The sequence below is a fragment of the Rathayibacter sp. VKM Ac-2759 genome (genome assembly GCF_009834225.1).
Lineage (GTDB): Bacteria > Actinomycetota > Actinomycetes > Actinomycetales > Microbacteriaceae > Rathayibacter.
The window spans coordinates 883,994-898,711 of sequence record NZ_CP047176.1 but is presented as its reverse complement, the minus strand read 5'-3'; the positions used below and the strand labels follow the sequence as shown (position 1 = coordinate 898,711).

The following is a 14,718-nucleotide window of genomic DNA, read 5'->3' as shown; positions in this document are numbered from 1 at the left end:
GCGATCAGCGGTTCGCGTTGGCCTTCAGCCAGAGGTACGAGTCGACCTTCGTCGTCCCGTCGAGGCGGATCTCGAAGTGCAGGTGCGGGCCGGTCGACATGCCGGTCGTGCCGACGAGCCCGAGCAGCTGACCGACCTTGACCGGGTCGCCCTCGCTGACCGCGGCCGAGCCGTGCTGCATGTGCGCGTAAACGCTCGAGACGAGCTGGCCGTCGATCTCGTGGTCGACGATCACGTGCACGCCGAGCGAGCCCTCGCCGTCGACGACCGTCCGGACGACCCCGTCGGCGATCGACTGGATCGGCGAGCCGTCGCCCGGGTTGAAGTCGGTGCCGCCGTGGTTCACGGAGCAGCCGGCGCAGTTGCGGTAGCCGAAGCGGTCGCCGACGGGGACGCCGACCGCGAAGGGCCACTGCACCGAGGCGGTGGGGTCGTTGGTGAAGCCCGTGTCCGACGTGCGGCCGATCGCCGCGATGTTCGTCTGGGTCTTCCGCTCCTGCACGCCGAACCCGTCGCGCGCCACCGTCTCGGCGCTGACCTCGCCGGTCGTGAACGACTGCGAGCCGCGCGCCTCGTCAGAGGCGACCGACGCCAGCCCCTGCGCCTGCACGTCCTCGGCCGTCAGGAGCGACGTCGCAGGCACGGAGGTCGCGGCGACGATGGCCGCGGCGAACGAGAGCGCGACGAGACCGCCGAGGCGCCTGCCTCCGCGGACGGGGCGCAGCGGCGCGACCCTGGGCGCGGCGACGGGGGCGGGCGGAGTCGTCCTCGAGGCGGCGATGCGGCGCTCGGCCTCGCGCAGCTCGGCGGGGGTGGCCGTGACCCCCTCGGCGGTGACCTCGGCGGCGAGCGCTGCAGTGCGCTCGCGCTCGCGGGCCTCGCGACGGGAGAGGGGTGGGGTCGATTCGCCGGGGGTCGATGCGGAGGCAGCGGGGGAGGGCGAATCGGGGCTCACGAAATCGGGATCTTCCGTCGGGGTCGGGGAGGGAGAAGGTGCTGCGTCAGGGGTCGAAGCGCTTCTCGGGCATCCGCTCTCGCATCCTGTGCGATTATCACGAATTCATAAAGGATACCCACAGGGGCGCGTTCCGGCCAGAGCCGGCTCCCGTCACGCTCGATCCGAGCCCGGTGGAGCACTCGAGCACCGCCTCCGTTGCGCGGAGATGCATGCGTCCGCATGACCCCTGCGCCGGATCACACCTCGTCGGCGCGCAGCCGGCGCAGCAGCGCCTCGAGCTCGCCGAACAGCGGCTCGGGCGCGGCGATCAGCAGGTCCGAGCTCGCGGGGCGCCCGCCGAATCCCTCGACGCGCACTCCCGCCTCCTGGGCGATGAGTGCCCCGGCCGCGAGATCCCACGGGTTGAGGCCACGCTCGTAGTACGCGTTCAGCTGCCCCGTCGCCACCGCGCAGAGGTCGAGCGCCGCCGATCCGATGCGCCGGATGTCGCGCACCTCGCCGAGCAGCTCCTGCACCACCGCGCCCTGCCGCTGCCGCCGGCCGGCGTCGTAGCCGAACCCCGTCCCCACCAGCGCGAGCGAGAGGGAGGCGGGCGGCACCGCGCGCAGGGCCGCCCCGTCGCGCTCGGCGCCCTCTCCCTCGGCCGCCGTCCAGACCTCGCCGGTGGCGCCGTTGACCACGGCGCCGGCGAGAGCCGTCCAGGTCGCCGGGTCCGGCTCGCCCTCGACGACCGCGATGCTCACGGCGTACGAGGGGATGCCGTAGAGGTAGTTCACCGTGCCGTCGATCGGGTCGACGACCCAGGTGAGCCCGCTCGTCCCGCCGCCGCCGCCCGACTCCTCGCCGAGGAACGCGTCGTCGGGCCGCGCCTCCGCGAGCCGCCGCCGGATCAGCTGCTCGACCTCGCGGTCGGCCGCGGTGACCACGTCCTCCGGAGACGACTTCGACGCGGCGATCTCGACTCCGTCCTGCCGACGCTGCCGGGCGAGGTGCGCGGCCTCCACGGCGATCGAGCGGGCGATGGCGAGGAGGGAGGAGTTGGCGCTCATGCGTCCAGCCTAGGGACCGGCGCGCGGAGCATCATGGACGGATGAGCACTCCGCAGCCGATCGCCGTCACCGGAGCGACGGGAGCCGTCGGCGGCCGCGTCGCCCGTCTCCTCGCCGAGGAGGGCCTCCCCCTCCGCCTCCTCGCCCGCGACCCGTCGCGCGCACCGTCCCTCCCGGGCGCCGAGACCGTGCGCGCGTCCTTCACCGACGTCGGCGACGCGCTCCAGGGCGTGCGCCTGCTGCTGATGGTCTCGGCCGCGGAGCAGGAGGACCGCCTGGCGGAGCACCTCGCCCTGGTCGCGGCCGCCGCGGACGCCGGCGTCGAGCACCTCGTCTACACCTCGTTCGCCGGCGCCTCCCCGACCGCGACCTTCACCCTCGCCCGCGATCACGCCGCGACGGAGGAGGCGCTCCGCGCGTCCGGCATGGCCTGGACCTTCCTCCGCGACAACCTCTACCTCGACTTCCTGCCCTCGATGCTGGGCGAGGACGGGGCCGTCCGCGGGCCCGCCGGCGAAGGTCGGGCGGCGGTCGTCGCCCGGGAGGACGTCGCACGGACGGCCGCCGCGATCCTCCGTGATCCGACCGCTCACCGGGGCGCCACCTACGAGCTCACCGGCCCTGAAGCGGTCACCTTCGCCGAGATCGCCGCGATCCTGACCGCGGCGGGCCGCCCCGCCGTCTTCGTCGACGAGACCCTCGACGAGGCCTACGCGTCCCGCGCCCGCTGGAACGCGCCGCGCTGGCAGCTCGACGCCTGGGTCAGCACCTACACCGCCGTCGCAGCGGGCGAGCTGGCGCACGTGAGCGGAGACGTCGAGCGCCTGACGGGCCGCGCGCCCCTGTCGCTCGCGCAGTTCCTCGCCGCGGATCCCCCGGCCTCCGTCTGACCCGCACCCGGCGGCGGTATCGCGCAGATCCCCCGCACAACGAAGGCTGGACGACCCGAATCGCGAAGAATTCGTCGATCCGCGGCATCCAGCCCGAGTTGTGCGGCGTGCACGGCCGTGACAGCACGCCCGTACCCGCTGACGTCGACGCAGAAGAAGCCCCGCCGATCCCCTCCGAGGAGGCGATCGCGAGGCTTCCGACGCTCTGCGCCATGCACGTGGTGCTGCCAGCACACCGTTCCAGGAACGAGTGGCTTCAGCACCGACACTCCACCAGCATTGCTGGTTCTGATAAGCACGGTGGCGAGTGAGGGATTCGAACCCCCGAAGGCTACGCCGTCTGATTTACAGTCAGATCCCTTTGGCCGCTAGGGTAACTCGCCGCGTCGCACGCGGCCGTGAGCAAGCTCTCGACCGTCGGCGCTGGACAAGGATACCCGTGCGGCCGGTGGATCGGAAATCGGGCGCGGCCGGTCACTCCACGGCGGCCGCGTAGCGCGAGGCCGCCTCGGCGACCTTCCCCGCGTAGCTGGTCGCCGGGTTGTAGGCGGCGATCGCTGCACGCCAGCCCGATGCGGTCGAGAGGTCGCCGCCCGCCTCGCACAGGTAGCGGGCCGCGGTGACGGCCTGCTGGTCGACGTTCTGCGGGTCCCAGCCCGTCGACGCCCAGGCCATCCAGGTCGCCGGGATGATCTGCAGCGGTCCCATCGCGCGGTCGACCTCCGGATCGCCGTCGAGCGCGCCGCCGTCGTTGTCCTCGACCAGGTCGAACTGCGTGCCGTCCAGGCGCGGGCCGTAGATCGGCTCGGAGGGCCGGCCGTCCTCGCCCAGGACGCCGCCGAAGATCGTCCCGTGGCGGCTCTCGACGTAGCCGATGCCCGCGAGCGTCGCCCAGTCGAGCCGGCAGCCGGGGTCGACGGAGGAGGTGAGGAGCGCGGCGCCCGCGTAGGCGGTGAGCGCCCGCTCGGGGATGCCGCTGCCCTCCGCGGTGCTCGACAGCCAGCCGGTGCTGGTCAGGAGGCGCACCGGCGTCGCCGCCGTCTCGTCGGCGTCCTCGAGCAGCGCCGGGTCCGCGGCCTCGGGAGCGCTGACCGTCGGCGGCACCGTGGCCACTCCGTCCTCGTACTCGACAGTGGAGGAGGACGGGGAGCAGCCCGCGAGCAGCGCGCCGACGAGCGGCACGAGGACGAGGAGCGGGAGGCGGCGCACCCTCCAGTGGTAGCAGGGGCGCCTGCGCAGCAGCCCCGCAGCGCCCGAAAGCTAAGCTCGGAGGCATGGCAGATTCAACGTTCGACGTCGTCAGCAAGGTCGACAAGATGGAGGCGGACAACGCCCTCAACCAGGCCCACAAGGAGGTCGAGCAGCGCTACGACTTCAAGAACGTCGGCGCCTCGATCGCCTGGAGCGGCGAGAAGATCCTGATCAAGGCGAACACCGAGGAGCGCGCGAACGCCATCCTCGACGTGTTCCAGACCAAGCTCATCAAGCGCGGCATCAGCCTCAAGAGCCTCGACTCGGGCGAGCCCTTCGCCTCGGGCAAGGAGTACCGGATCGAGTCGACCCTGAAGGACGGCATCGATCAGGAGCACGCCAAGAAGATCAACAAGCTGATCCGCGACGAGGCGCCCAAGTCGGTCAAGTCGCAGATCCAGGGCGACGAGCTCCGCGTCTCCTCGAAGAGCCGCGACGACCTCCAGGCGACGATGGCGCTGCTGCGCGGGGCCGATCTCGACCTCGACCTCCAGTTCGTCAACTTCCGCTGAGGCATGTCGCACGCAGCGCCGACCTCGGCCCCCGGACTCGACACCCCTGACCGCCGCGGCCGCACCGGCCTCGACCGCGAGGGGTATGACCTCACCGGCAACCCGGACGTGGTGGTGAAGCGGGTGACCCTGCTCTCGAGCCACTGGTACATCCTCCGCACCACCGAGTTCGAGTACCGGCACCGCGACGGCCGCTGGACCACCGAGCACCGCGAGACCTACGACCGCGGCAACGGCGCTGCCGTGCTGCTCTACGACCCCGACGCGCGCACCGTCGTCCTGGTGCGCCAGTTCCGCTACCCGACCTACGTCAACGGCAACCTCGACGGCATGCTCCTCGAGGTGCCGGCCGGGCTCCTCGACGAGGACGGCCCGGAGGAGGGCGCCCGCCGCGAGGCGGAGGAGGAGACCGGTCTCGAGGTCGGCCGCCTCGAGCACGTCTTCGACTCGTACATGAGCCCGGGCTCGATCACCGAGAAGCTGCACTTCTTCGCCGGCCGCTACCGCGCGGGGTCGGGCGAGGGCGCGTGGGCGGGCCTCGAGCACGAGGGCGAGGACACCGAGCTGGTCGAGCTGTCGTTCGACGAGGCGCTCGCCCAGATCGGCGTGCAGATCGTCGACGCGAAGACGATCATGCTGCTGCAGTGGGCGGCCCTGAAGGGCCCGTTCGCCCGCTGACGGCCGGGTTCCCTCGGCGCCGGCTCAGCCGGCGTACGCGCGCAGCGCCCTCGCCGTGAGGGTGTCGGCGTCGGCGACGAGTGCGGCCGGCGTGCCCTCGAAGACGACCGTGCCGCCCTCGTGGCCCGCGCCGGGGCCGACGTCGATGATCCAGTCGGCGTGGGCCATCAGCGCCTGGTGGTGCTCGATCACGATCACCGAGTTGCCGGAGTCGACCAGCCGGTCGAGCAGGCCCAGCAGGTTGTCGACGTCGGCCAGGTGCAGACCGGTCGTCGGCTCGTCGAGGATGTAGACCGAGCCCTTCGACGCCATGTTGATGGCGAGCTTGAGGCGCTGCCGCTCGCCGCCCGAGAGCGTGTTCAGCGGCTGCCCGAGGGTGATGTACCCCAGCCCGACGTCGACGAGGCGGGCGAGGATCGTGTGCGCCGGCCCCGTGGCGAAGAAGTCGGCCGCCTCGAGGATCGGCATCGACAGCACCTCGTGGATGTTCCTGCCGTCGAGCCGGTACTCGAGCACCTCGGCCGTGAAGCGCTTGCCCTCGCACTCCTCGCAGACCGACGAGACCGTCGCGGCGGGGCCGAGCTCGGTGAAGATCAGCCCCGCGCCCTTGCAGACCGGGCAGGCGCCGGCGGAGTTGGCGCTGAAGAGCGCGGGCTTCACCCCGTTGGCCTTCGCGAAGGCGGAGCGGATGGCGTCGAGCACGCCCGTGTACGTGGCGGGATTGCTCCTCCGCGAGCCGCGGATGGGCGACTGGTCGGCGACGATCACGCCCTCGCGCTTCGCCAGCGAGCCGTGGATGAGCGACGACTTGCCCGACCCCGCGACCCCCGTCACGACGGCCAGCACGCCGAGCGGCACGTCGACGTCGACCCCGCGGAGGTTGTGGGTCGCGGCACCTCGGATCTCGGCGACTCCGCGAGGGGAGCGGACCGTCGCCTTCAGCGGCACCCGGTGCTCGAGGTGCCGCCCCGTCAGGGTGTCCGACCCGCGGAGCTCGTCGACGGACCCCTCGAAGCGAATCTCGCCTCCGTGCGCCCCGGCCCGGGGGCCCAGGTCGACGACGTGGTCGGCCATCCGGATGATCTCGGGCTTGTGCTCGACGACGAGCACCGTGTTGCCCTTGTCGCGGAGCCGGCGCAGCAGCTCGACGACCCGCGACACGTCGTGCGGGTGCAGCCCCGCGGTCGGCTCGTCGAAGACGTAGGTGATGTCGGTGAGGCTCGAGCCGAGGTGCCGGACCATCTTCACCCGCTGCGCCTCGCCTCCCGAGAGCGTGCCCGACTCGCGGTCGAGCGAGAGGTACCCGAGGCCGACCTGCACCAGCGAGTCGAGCGTGCCGAGCAGGGCGTCGACGATCGGAGCGACCGACGGGTCGTCGACCGTCCGGAGCCACTCGGCGAGGTCGGTCGCCTGCATCGACGAGCACTCCGCGATGTTCCGCCCGGCGATCAGGGAGGAGAGGGCGGCCCGCGTCAGACGCGCTCCCCCGCACTCGGGGCAGTCGGCGAAGGTGGCGACCCGCTCGGCGAACGCGCGGATGTGCGCCTGCGCCGCCTCCTTCGCCAGGTAGAGCCGGGTGACCTTGACCACGAGGCCCTCGTAGGTGAGGTTCATCCCCGCGATCGCCATCTTGGTGGCCGGCCGGTAGAGGAAGTCCTCGAGCTGCTCGGGCGTGAAGTCGGCGATCGGCACGTCGGCGGGGTACAGCCCCGATTCGGCGAGGCTCTTCCAGTACCAGCCGCCGACGACGAAGTTGGGGATCGCGTCGAGCGCCCCGCCGTCGAGCGACTTCGAGCGGTCGAACAGGGCGTCGAGATCGATGTCGGAGACGCGCCCCGTGCCCTCGCAGCGCGGGCACATCCCCTCGGGCAGGTTGAACGAGAACGCGCCGCTGGTGCCCACGTGCGGGTCGCCGATCCGGCTGAAGAGGATGCGCAGCATCGTGTACGCGTCGGTCGCGGTGCCGACCGTCGAGCGGGCGTTCGCGCCCATCCGCTCCTGATCGACCACGATCGTCGCCGACAGCCCGTCGAGCGATTCGACGTCGGGGCGGGCCGGCGAGCCCATGAACTGCTGGAGGAACGCGGAGTAGGTCTCGTTGATCAGCCGCTGCGACTCGGCCGCGATCGTGCCGAAGACCAGTGACGACTTGCCCGAGCCCGAGACCCCGGTGAAGACCGTGATGCGGCGCTTGGGGATGTCGACGTCGACTCCGCGCAGGTTGTTCTGCCGGGCGCCCCGCACCCGGATGACGTCGTGCGGACCGTGAGTGCTCATGTCGTCCCCGTCCTCGTGGTTGCCCGAATGGTACGGGAGCCCTCCGACATCGGCGCAACGACGGAGGGCCCCCGGATCTCTCCGGAGGGCCCTGGTCGGGCAGCGTCAGCTCGGGACGGTCTCGGACCGCGAGATCGCGATCATGTCCTCGCGGGGTACGACCTTGACGCGCACGCGGCCTTCGGGAGCACCGAGCGCCATCTCGTGCTCGTCGAGGCGGTGCCAGCCGTCGAGGTCGGTGTAGGCGATCTCGCGCTCCTCGAGGAGGGCGACGATCGCCGACTCCTCGGGGTGCGCCGGCGTCCACCAGGAGGCCTGGTCGTTGAGCACGTGCGCCACGGTCTCCATCGCGTCGGACTTCGTGTGGCCGATCAGGCCGACCGGTCCGCGCTTGATCCAGCCCGTCGCGTAGACGCCGTGGACCTGCTGGTCCTCGTCGTCCAGGACCTGGCCCTCGCGGTTCGGGATCACCCCGCGGCGCTCGTCGAACGGCAGGCCGTCCAGCGGCGAGCCGAAGTAGCCGACGGCGCGGTAGACCGCCTGCACCGGCACCTCGCGGATCTCGCCCGTGCCGCGCACGCCGCCCTCGCCGTCGGGCTCGGTGCGCTCGTAGCGGATCGCCGCCACGCGCCCCTCGCCGTCGTCGACGAACTCGAGCGGCTTGGCCCAGAAGTGCAGGTGCAGGCGGCGCGACGCGGCGCCGACCTCGCGGGTGCGCCACTGGTTGAGCACCCGGTTGATGACCATGACCTGCTTGTTGGTCTCGATGGCCGCCTGCGAGGCGGGGTCCATCACGAAGTCCTCGTCCGCGACGATCATGTCGACGTCGCGCAGCTCGCCGAGCTCGCGCAGCTCGAGCGGCGTGAACTTCACCTGCGCGGGTCCGCGGCGTCCGAAGACGTGCACATCGGTGACGGGCGAGACCTTGAGGCCCTCGTACACGTTCGGCGGCACCTCGGTGGGCAGGAGGTCGTCGGCGTGCTTCGCGAGCATCCGCGACACGTCGAGCGCGACGTTCCCGTTGCCGATCACGGCGACGGAGGCGGCCTCCAGCGGCCAGGTGCGCGGCACGTCGGGGTGGCCGTCGAACCAGCTGACGAAGTCGGCGGCGCCGTACGAGCCCTCGAGCTCGACGCCCGGGATCTCGAGAGGCGCGTCGCGGATCGCCCCGGTCGAGAAGATCACGGCGTTGTAGTGCCGCTTGAGGTCCTCGAGCGTGATGTCGGTGCCGAAGTGCACGTTGCCGAAGATCCGGATGTCGCCGCGGTCGAGCACTTCGCGGAGGGCCGTGATGATGCCCTTGATCCGCGGGTGGTCGGGGGCGACTCCGTAGCGCACGAGCCCGTACGGCGCCGGGAGCTGCTCGAACAGGTCGATCGAGACGTCGAACTTCTTCTCGGCCTTGATCATGAGGTCGGCGGCGTAGATGCCCGCGGGACCCGCGCCGACGATGGCCAGCCTGAGCTTGGTCATTGCGTTCCTCCTGCCGGGGCGCTCGCGGGCGCCTCCGGTCTCATTACTGCGGCGCTGGAGCGCGCCGCGACGATCGGGGTCAGCCGTTGCGGTCGACGACCGTGTCGGCGAAGCGCGTGAGCGCCTTGCGGACCGAGCCGTCGGGCAGCGGAGCGAGTGCGGCGACGGCCTCGTCGGCCCAGCGGTGGGCCTCGGCGAGCGTCTGGGCGGTCACGTCGTGATCGCGGAGCTGGGCGATGGCGTCGGTGATGTCCGCGCTCTGCTCGTCGGTGTGCGCGATCGCGTCGTGCGTGCGGCTCACGTAGCTCTCGATCCGCGCGAGCAGGGCGGCGGCGGCCCGATCGGAGGACGCGCGCTCGCGCAGTCGCAGGATCGGCAGCGTCGACACTCCGGCGCGGATGTCGGTGCCCGGGTTCTTGCCGGTCTCCTCCGGCTGCGGCGAGAGGTCGATGACGTCGTCGACGATCTGGAAGGCGACGCCGATCTTCTCGCCGAAGACGCGGACGGCCTCCTCGAACGGCGCGGGCGCCTCCGAGAAGACGACGCCGGTCCGGGCGGCGGCCGCGATCAGCGAGCCGGTCTTGTCGGCGAGCACGCCGAGGTAGTGCTCGACCGGATCCTCGTCGGCGCTCGGGCCGACGGTCTCGTGCAGCTGCCCGAGGACGAGGCGCTCGAACGTGTCGGTCTGCAGGCGGATCGCCCGCTCCCCCAGCTCGGTCATCAGCTGGTTGGCGCGCGCGAAGAGCAGGTCGCCCGTGAGGATCGCGACGTTGTTGCCCCAGACGGTCTGCGCCGAGGGCACGCCGCGCCGCTTCTCGGCCTCGTCCATCACGTCGTCGTGGTAGAGGGAGCCGAGGTGGGTGATCTCGATCGCCTGCGCCGCGCTGAGGACCTCGGGGGTGTTGCCCCGGCCCAGCTGCGCGGTGAGCAGCGTCAGCATCGGCCGCACGCGCTTGCCGCCGGCTTCGAGGAGGTAGCGCGTCGAGACGTCGGCGACCGCGTCGGCGAACGAGAGCTGGTGGACCATCCCGGCCTCGACCCGCTCCAGCCCGTCGTCGATCGAGCGAGCGAGCGCGCGGTCGGAGGCGGAGGAGAAGATGCGCTCGGAGAGGCCGAGCTGCGCCGTCAGCGACGGGCTGCGGCGGGCGACGGGCGCACTGGCGTTCACACTGAAACCCTAACGTCTCGCCCCGAGGGGCCCCCGGCGTTCATCGGCCGGAGGTGATCGGCTTGACGCCGCGGTGCAGGGCGACGATCCCCGCGGTGAGGTTGCGGTACGCGACGCGCTCGAAGCCGGCGTCGCGGAGCCAGGAGGCGACGACCTTCTGGTCGGGCCAGGCCCTGATCGACTCGCCCAGGTAGTCGTAGGCCGGGTCGTTGGAGGAGGCGAGCCGCACGACGGCCGGCATCACCTTCGAGAGGTAGAGGTCGTAGGCCGCGGCGAGGGGCTTCGCGGGCGGGGTCGAGAACTCGCAGATCACGACGCGTCCGCCCGGCTTGACGACGCGGAAGAACTCGGCGATCGCCGTCGTGGGCTCGGCGACGTTGCGGAGGCCGAACGAGATGGTGACGGCGTCGAACGAGTCGTCCTCGAACGGCAGGTCCATCGCGTCGGCGTGCACGAACTCGATGCGCTCGTCGTCGGCGTGACGGCGGCGGCCGACCGAGATCATCCCGCGCGAGAAGTCGGCGGCGACGACGCTCGCACCGGAGCGCGCGAGCGAGGCGCTCGACGTGCCCGTGCCCGCGGCGACGTCGAGGATGCGCTCGCCGGCGGCCGGGTTCACGGCGCGCGTGGTGGCGATGCGCCAGAGGTGGTCGTTGCCGACCGAGAGCACGGTGTTCGTCAGGTCGTAAGCGGGCGCCACCGTGTCGAACATGGCTGCGACCTCGTCGGGTCGCTTGGTGAGGTCTGCCTTAGTCACGATCATCGAGTCTAGGGCGGCGGGCGGCGGGGCGGCTGTGCATCCGCCCCGGTCGCACGCCTGTGCAGAGAGAGGGAGGCACGGGAGCGGGAGGCACCGGAGAGGAAGGCACGGGAGAGGAAGGCACAGGAGCGGGAGGTGCCGGGACCGTCCTGCTCCGCCTAGCCCGACGGCCCCGGACCGCATCAGGCTAACCGGGCGTCCCGAGCGCGAGGCGACCGGGCGTGGGACGACTCGACTTCTGGCGCGGGCGTACCCTGAGGGAGTGATGCTCATCGGCACCGGGGCTCCTCCTCTCCACGTGGACACGACGCCCCTGGACTCCCCGGTGGAGCTCGTCTCCCGGGTCGATCCGCGGCGACCGCTGCTCTGGCAGCGCGGCGGGGCCGGTCTCGCGGGCGTCGGCGAGGCCCTGCGCCTCGAGTTCTCGGGGCCCGACCGCCTGCGCGACGCGGCCGACGCGTGGCGCGCGCTGTCCGCCTCCGCGGTGATCGACGACCCGCTCGAGCTGCCCGGCACCGGACTCGTCGCCTTCGGCGCCTTCGCGTTCTCGAGCCGGTCGTCGGCGCGCAGCGTGCTGATCGTGCCGCGCACGATCGTCGGCACCCGGGGCGGGCGCTCCTGGGTCACTACGGTCTCGACGAGCGGAGGCGGCGCCCGCGCGGAGGCGCCCGCCGCGACTGCGCTCGGCGAGGAGTACCGCGCGAGCCTCGAACCGGGTGCCATGACCCCGGACGCCTACCGGGCCGCCGTGGCGTCGGCCGTGAGCACCATCCGCTCGGGGTCGCTCGAGAAGGTGGTCCTCGCCCGTGATCTCGTGGGCCGGCTCCCCCAAGGCGCCGATCTCCGCCGCCTCCTCGGCGGCTTCGCGGAGCGCTACGCCGACTGCTGGACCTTCGCGGTCGACGGCTTCGTCGGCGCGAGCCCCGAGACGCTCGTCGGCGTCGACCACGGCGCGATCACCGCGCGCGTGCTCGCGGGTACCAGCGCTCGGGGAGCGGACCCCTCGGAGGACGCGCGCATCGCGCAGGCGCTCCTCGACAGCGCGAAGGACCGCTCCGAGCACGCCTTCGCCATCGCCAGCCTGCTCCGGGAGCTCCGGCCGCACACGCGCTCGCTGACGGTGAGCGACGAGCCGTTCACGCTGGAGCTGCCCAACGTCTGGCACCTCGCGACCGACGTCCGCGGGACCCTCGACGACTCCTCCACCGCACTCGACCTCGTCGACGCTCTGCACCCCACCGCCGCCGTCGCGGGCACCCCCACCGACCGGGCGCTCGCGCTGCTCGAGGAGCTGGAGCCCTTCGACCGCGGCCGCTACGCCGGTCCGGTGGGCTGGATCGACGGCAACGGCGACGGCGAGTGGGCCGTGGGCCTGCGCAGCGCCGAGATCACCGGCGACGGCGCGGTGACGGCGTGGGCGGGAGCGGGCATCGTCGCCGACAGCGACCCCGCCTCCGAGCTCGCCGAGACGCGGATGAAGTTCCGCCCGGTGCTGGACGCCCTGGGCGGTGCCGCCGGCGCCTGAGCGCCACCTCGCTGGTCGAGCAGCCCCGCAGGGGCGTGTCGGGACCCGCCGTCGCCCTCGGGCGGTCCGTCAGCGGCTCAGCGGGATCTCGACGATGCCGGGGCCGTCTCCCGGAGACGTGAGCGCCTGCTCGAGCTCGCCGCGGGTCTCGACGCGCCGGTGGCTCCAGCCGTAGGCGCGCGCGAGCGACTCGAGATCGACGGACTGCGGGGTGAACTGCACGCGGTCGAAGGCGTCGGGCGCCGAGCTGGATGCGACCTCGAGGCCGTCGAAGATGGTGCCGCCGCCGTCGTTCACGACGACGAGCTGCACGCGGGGGCGCCGCTCGCCGGGCGCGAGCAGCAGGCCGCCCGCCTCGTGGAGCAGGGTCAGGTCGCCCAGGATCACGCGGGTCACGCCTCCGGAGCCTCGCTCGGTCGCCTGGGACACCGTCGCGATGCCGACCGCGGTCGAGACCGTGCCGTCGATGCCCGCGAGGCCGCGGTTCGCGTGCACCGTCAGCTTCTTGCCGGGGAGGGTCGCGTCGGCCACGCGGATGAGGCGCGAGGCGCCGAACAGCAGCCGGTCGTGCGGCCAGGTGACCCGCCAGACCGCCGAGACGACGAACTCTCGGGTGAGGGGTGCGCGCACCGCGGCGAGCGCGTTGCGGGCGTAGCCGCGGCGGTCCTCGACCGACATCGTCCCGCCGTCGGGGACCTCGTCGATCGCATCGGGATCGGTCGCCTCGAGCAGGGCGCGGCTCGCGAACACCCACGACCCGGCCCAGGCGCGCTCCGCCCGCTCCGGGCGCGGCGATGCGGGGCCCCGGGACACCTCGACGGCGCCGACGCGGCGGGCGCGACGGCCGGGGTTGTAGAACTCGCGGCGGCCGTGGTCGACCACGATCACCTCGACGTCGTCGCGGCGCAGCAGCTCGGGCACCTCGCGGGAGAGCGTGGGATGACCGAGGACGATCGCGCGCCGGATCCGCCCGCCGAACTCGGGCTCGGCGAGCAGCCGCCGCCACGCGACCACGAGCTGCGGGCCGAAGCGGGCGCCGGAGGAGACCTCGGCGAGCAGCGGCCAGTCGCCCGCGCGGGCGATCGCCTCGGCCTCGGCCCCGGCCTTGTCGCCGGCGATGACGACGGTCAGCGGCTCGTCGGGGCCCGCGCAGACGGTCGCCGACTCCGGCTCCGCCGGGGACGGCTCGAGCGCGCCACGCTCCGGGTCGTCGAACTCGGGGAGTCGCGACGAGAGCGGATCGCGGAACGCGAGGTTGAGGTGCACGGGCCCGCCGGGTCGGAGCGCGGCGGCGACGGCGCGCTCGGCCAGCGCGGAGGCGGTGCCGGGGCGGGAGTCGGGGTCGGGCGCCGGGACGTCCTCGAAGAGGCGGACGGCGCGCCCGAACAGCTCGCGCTGATCGGTGGTCTGGTTCGAGCGGATGCCGCGCAGCTCGTCCGGCCGATCGGCGGTCAGCACGATCAGCGGCACGTCCGAGGCATCGGCCTCGAGGACGGCGGGGTGCAGGTTGGCCGTGGCCGTGCCCGAGGTGGTCACGACGACGGCCGGCCGGCCCGACTCGAGCGCGAGCCCGAGTGCGAGGAACCCGGCCGAGCGCTCGTCGACCCGCACGTGCAGGCGGATGCTCCCGCGCGTCTCGAGCTCGGCCGCGACGAGGGCGAGCGCCTGCGAGCGCGACCCGGGAGCGACGACGACGTCGGTGACTCCGAGCGCGACGAAGCGGGTGAGGAGGTCGACCGCGAAGCGGGTGGAGGGGGCGACCGTGGGGCTCTCAGGCATCCCGGCGACCGGAGCCGTCGGTCTCCCCCGGCTCGTCGAGGTCGGCGAGATCGCGCTCGAGCTGGGCGATGCGCTCGGCCTGCTCGCGCTCCTTCTCGGGGTCGCGCTCCTGGCGGAGCGTGCCGAGGAAGTCGGGGTCGTCGTCGGGGGCCGTGAAGCGGCGGGTCTCGGGGTGCTGCTTGCGCGGACGGCCGATCCAGAACCACAGTCCGGCGCCGATCAGCGGCAGGAGGAGGACCACGATCAGCCACGACCACTTCGGGATCGCCCGCACCGCGCGCCGGTTGCTCAGAGCGACGTCGATCACGGAGTAGACCGTGAAGACGGCGAGGGCCACGAGCAGGCCGATGACGAGGCGGATCATGGACTCAGTGTACGTCCGGCGCACTCCCGAGAAC

General features: G+C 72.7%; 13 protein-coding genes and 1 tRNA gene. 4 read left to right on the top strand and 10 right to left on the bottom strand.

All coding sequences use genetic code 11. The annotated features are described in order from the left end of the window. Positions 1-4: 4 nt before the first annotated feature. Together GSU68_RS20035 and GSU68_RS04110 are read right to left on the bottom strand one after the other, a co-directional pair. Complete coding sequence (locus GSU68_RS20035; protein ID WP_159905826.1) at positions 5-955, bottom strand: peptidoglycan DD-metalloendopeptidase family protein; 951 nt, start codon at positions 953-955, stop codon at positions 5-7. Positions 956-1,194: 239 nt separating this feature from the next. Next, positions 1,195-2,007: an inositol monophosphatase family protein gene (locus GSU68_RS04110; protein ID WP_159905825.1), complete on the bottom strand. Its 813-nt coding sequence runs from the start codon at positions 2,005-2,007 to the stop codon at positions 1,195-1,197. Positions 2,008-2,048: 41 nt separating this feature from the next. Between GSU68_RS04110 and GSU68_RS04105 the strand changes: the two genes are divergently transcribed. Next, a complete protein-coding gene (locus GSU68_RS04105; protein ID WP_159905824.1) occupies positions 2,049-2,897 on the top strand; it encodes an SDR family oxidoreductase in 849 nt (282 codons plus the stop codon). A 301-nt stretch (positions 2,898-3,198) separates the two neighbouring features. Here GSU68_RS04105 and GSU68_RS04100 read toward each other — a convergent pair. Together GSU68_RS04100 and GSU68_RS04095 are read right to left on the bottom strand one after the other, a co-directional pair. Continuing rightward, positions 3,199-3,280 (bottom strand) — tRNA-Tyr (locus GSU68_RS04100). Positions 3,281-3,371: 91 nt separating this feature from the next. Then, a complete protein-coding gene (locus GSU68_RS04095) occupies positions 3,372-4,106 on the bottom strand; it encodes a hypothetical protein (RefSeq protein WP_244259385.1) in 735 nt (244 codons plus the stop codon). A gap of 65 nt (positions 4,107-4,171) precedes the next feature. On the opposite strand from GSU68_RS04095, the gene GSU68_RS04090 reads away from it, so the two are divergent. Together GSU68_RS04090 and GSU68_RS04085 are read left to right on the top strand one after the other, a co-directional pair. Beyond that, positions 4,172-4,660: a YajQ family cyclic di-GMP-binding protein gene (locus GSU68_RS04090; protein WP_056041500.1), complete on the top strand. Its 489-nt coding sequence runs from the start codon at positions 4,172-4,174 to the stop codon at positions 4,658-4,660. 3 nt (positions 4,661-4,663) lie between these two features. Beyond that, entirely contained in the window at positions 4,664-5,338 is a 675-nt protein-coding gene (locus GSU68_RS04085; RefSeq protein ID WP_159905823.1) for an NUDIX domain-containing protein, read from the top strand. A gap of 24 nt (positions 5,339-5,362) precedes the next feature. Here GSU68_RS04085 and GSU68_RS04080 read toward each other — a convergent pair whose 3' ends face one another. The 4 genes from GSU68_RS04080 to GSU68_RS04065 all read right to left on the bottom strand — a co-directional run bounded on the left by GSU68_RS04080 (position 5,363) and on the right by GSU68_RS04065 (position 11,013). After that, a complete protein-coding gene (locus GSU68_RS04080) occupies positions 5,363-7,615 on the bottom strand; it encodes an excinuclease ABC subunit UvrA (protein WP_159905822.1) in 2,253 nt (750 codons plus the stop codon). A gap of 105 nt (positions 7,616-7,720) precedes the next feature. Then, positions 7,721-9,088 carry an FAD-dependent oxidoreductase gene (locus tag GSU68_RS04075; RefSeq protein ID WP_159905821.1) on the bottom strand — a complete coding sequence of 456 codons (1,368 nt, stop codon included), beginning with the start codon at positions 9,086-9,088 and terminating at the stop codon, positions 7,721-7,723. A gap of 79 nt (positions 9,089-9,167) precedes the next feature. Next, complete coding sequence (locus GSU68_RS04070) at positions 9,168-10,256, bottom strand: polyprenyl synthetase family protein (RefSeq protein ID WP_159905820.1); 1,089 nt, start codon at positions 10,254-10,256, stop codon at positions 9,168-9,170. A 40-nt stretch (positions 10,257-10,296) separates the two neighbouring features. After that, positions 10,297-11,013: a demethylmenaquinone methyltransferase gene (locus GSU68_RS04065; RefSeq protein ID WP_244259384.1), complete on the bottom strand. Its 717-nt coding sequence runs from the start codon at positions 11,011-11,013 to the stop codon at positions 10,297-10,299. A 268-nt stretch (positions 11,014-11,281) separates the two neighbouring features. On the opposite strand from GSU68_RS04065, the gene GSU68_RS04060 reads away from it, so the two are divergent. Then, complete coding sequence (locus tag GSU68_RS04060) at positions 11,282-12,541, top strand: isochorismate synthase (protein WP_159910116.1); 1,260 nt, start codon at positions 11,282-11,284, stop codon at positions 12,539-12,541. Positions 12,542-12,610: 69 nt separating this feature from the next. Here GSU68_RS04060 and menD read toward each other — a convergent pair whose 3' ends face one another. Both menD and GSU68_RS04050 read right to left on the bottom strand, forming a co-directional pair. Beyond that, a complete protein-coding gene (gene menD / locus GSU68_RS04055; protein ID WP_159905818.1) occupies positions 12,611-14,320 on the bottom strand; it encodes a 2-succinyl-5-enolpyruvyl-6-hydroxy-3-cyclohexene-1-carboxylic-acid synthase in 1,710 nt (569 codons plus the stop codon). Further along, the gene (locus GSU68_RS04050) at positions 14,313-14,684 is read right to left on the bottom strand and encodes a PLDc N-terminal domain-containing protein (protein WP_159905817.1); all 372 of its coding nucleotides are present in this window, start codon (positions 14,682-14,684) and stop codon (positions 14,313-14,315) included. Before GSU68_RS04050 ends, menD begins: the two co-directional genes overlap by 8 nt. Positions 14,685-14,718: the final 34 nt, after the last annotated feature.

Excerpts from the sequence above, each read along its gene's own strand:
- GSU68_RS04110 (WP_159905825.1), bottom strand. The coding sequence starts at position 2,007 with ATGAGCGCCAACTCCTCCCTCCTCGCCATCGCCCGCTCGATCGCCGTG.
- GSU68_RS04105 (WP_159905824.1), top strand. The coding sequence starts at position 2,049 with ATGAGCACTCCGCAGCCGATCGCCGTCACCGGAGCGACGGGAGCCGTC.
- GSU68_RS04090 (WP_056041500.1), top strand. The coding sequence starts at position 4,172 with ATGGCAGATTCAACGTTCGACGTCGTCAGCAAGGTCGACAAGATGGAG.
- GSU68_RS04085 (WP_159905823.1), top strand. The coding sequence starts at position 4,664 with ATGTCGCACGCAGCGCCGACCTCGGCCCCCGGACTCGACACCCCTGAC.
- GSU68_RS04080 (WP_159905822.1), bottom strand. The coding sequence starts at position 7,615 with ATGAGCACTCACGGTCCGCACGACGTCATCCGGGTGCGGGGCGCCCGG.
- GSU68_RS04075 (WP_159905821.1), bottom strand. The coding sequence starts at position 9,088 with ATGACCAAGCTCAGGCTGGCCATCGTCGGCGCGGGTCCCGCGGGCATC.
- GSU68_RS04060 (WP_159910116.1), top strand. The coding sequence starts at position 11,282 with ATGCTCATCGGCACCGGGGCTCCTCCTCTCCACGTGGACACGACGCCC.
- menD (WP_159905818.1), bottom strand. The coding sequence starts at position 14,320 with ATGCCTGAGAGCCCCACGGTCGCCCCCTCCACCCGCTTCGCGGTCGAC.
- GSU68_RS04050 (WP_159905817.1), bottom strand. The coding sequence starts at position 14,684 with ATGATCCGCCTCGTCATCGGCCTGCTCGTGGCCCTCGCCGTCTTCACG.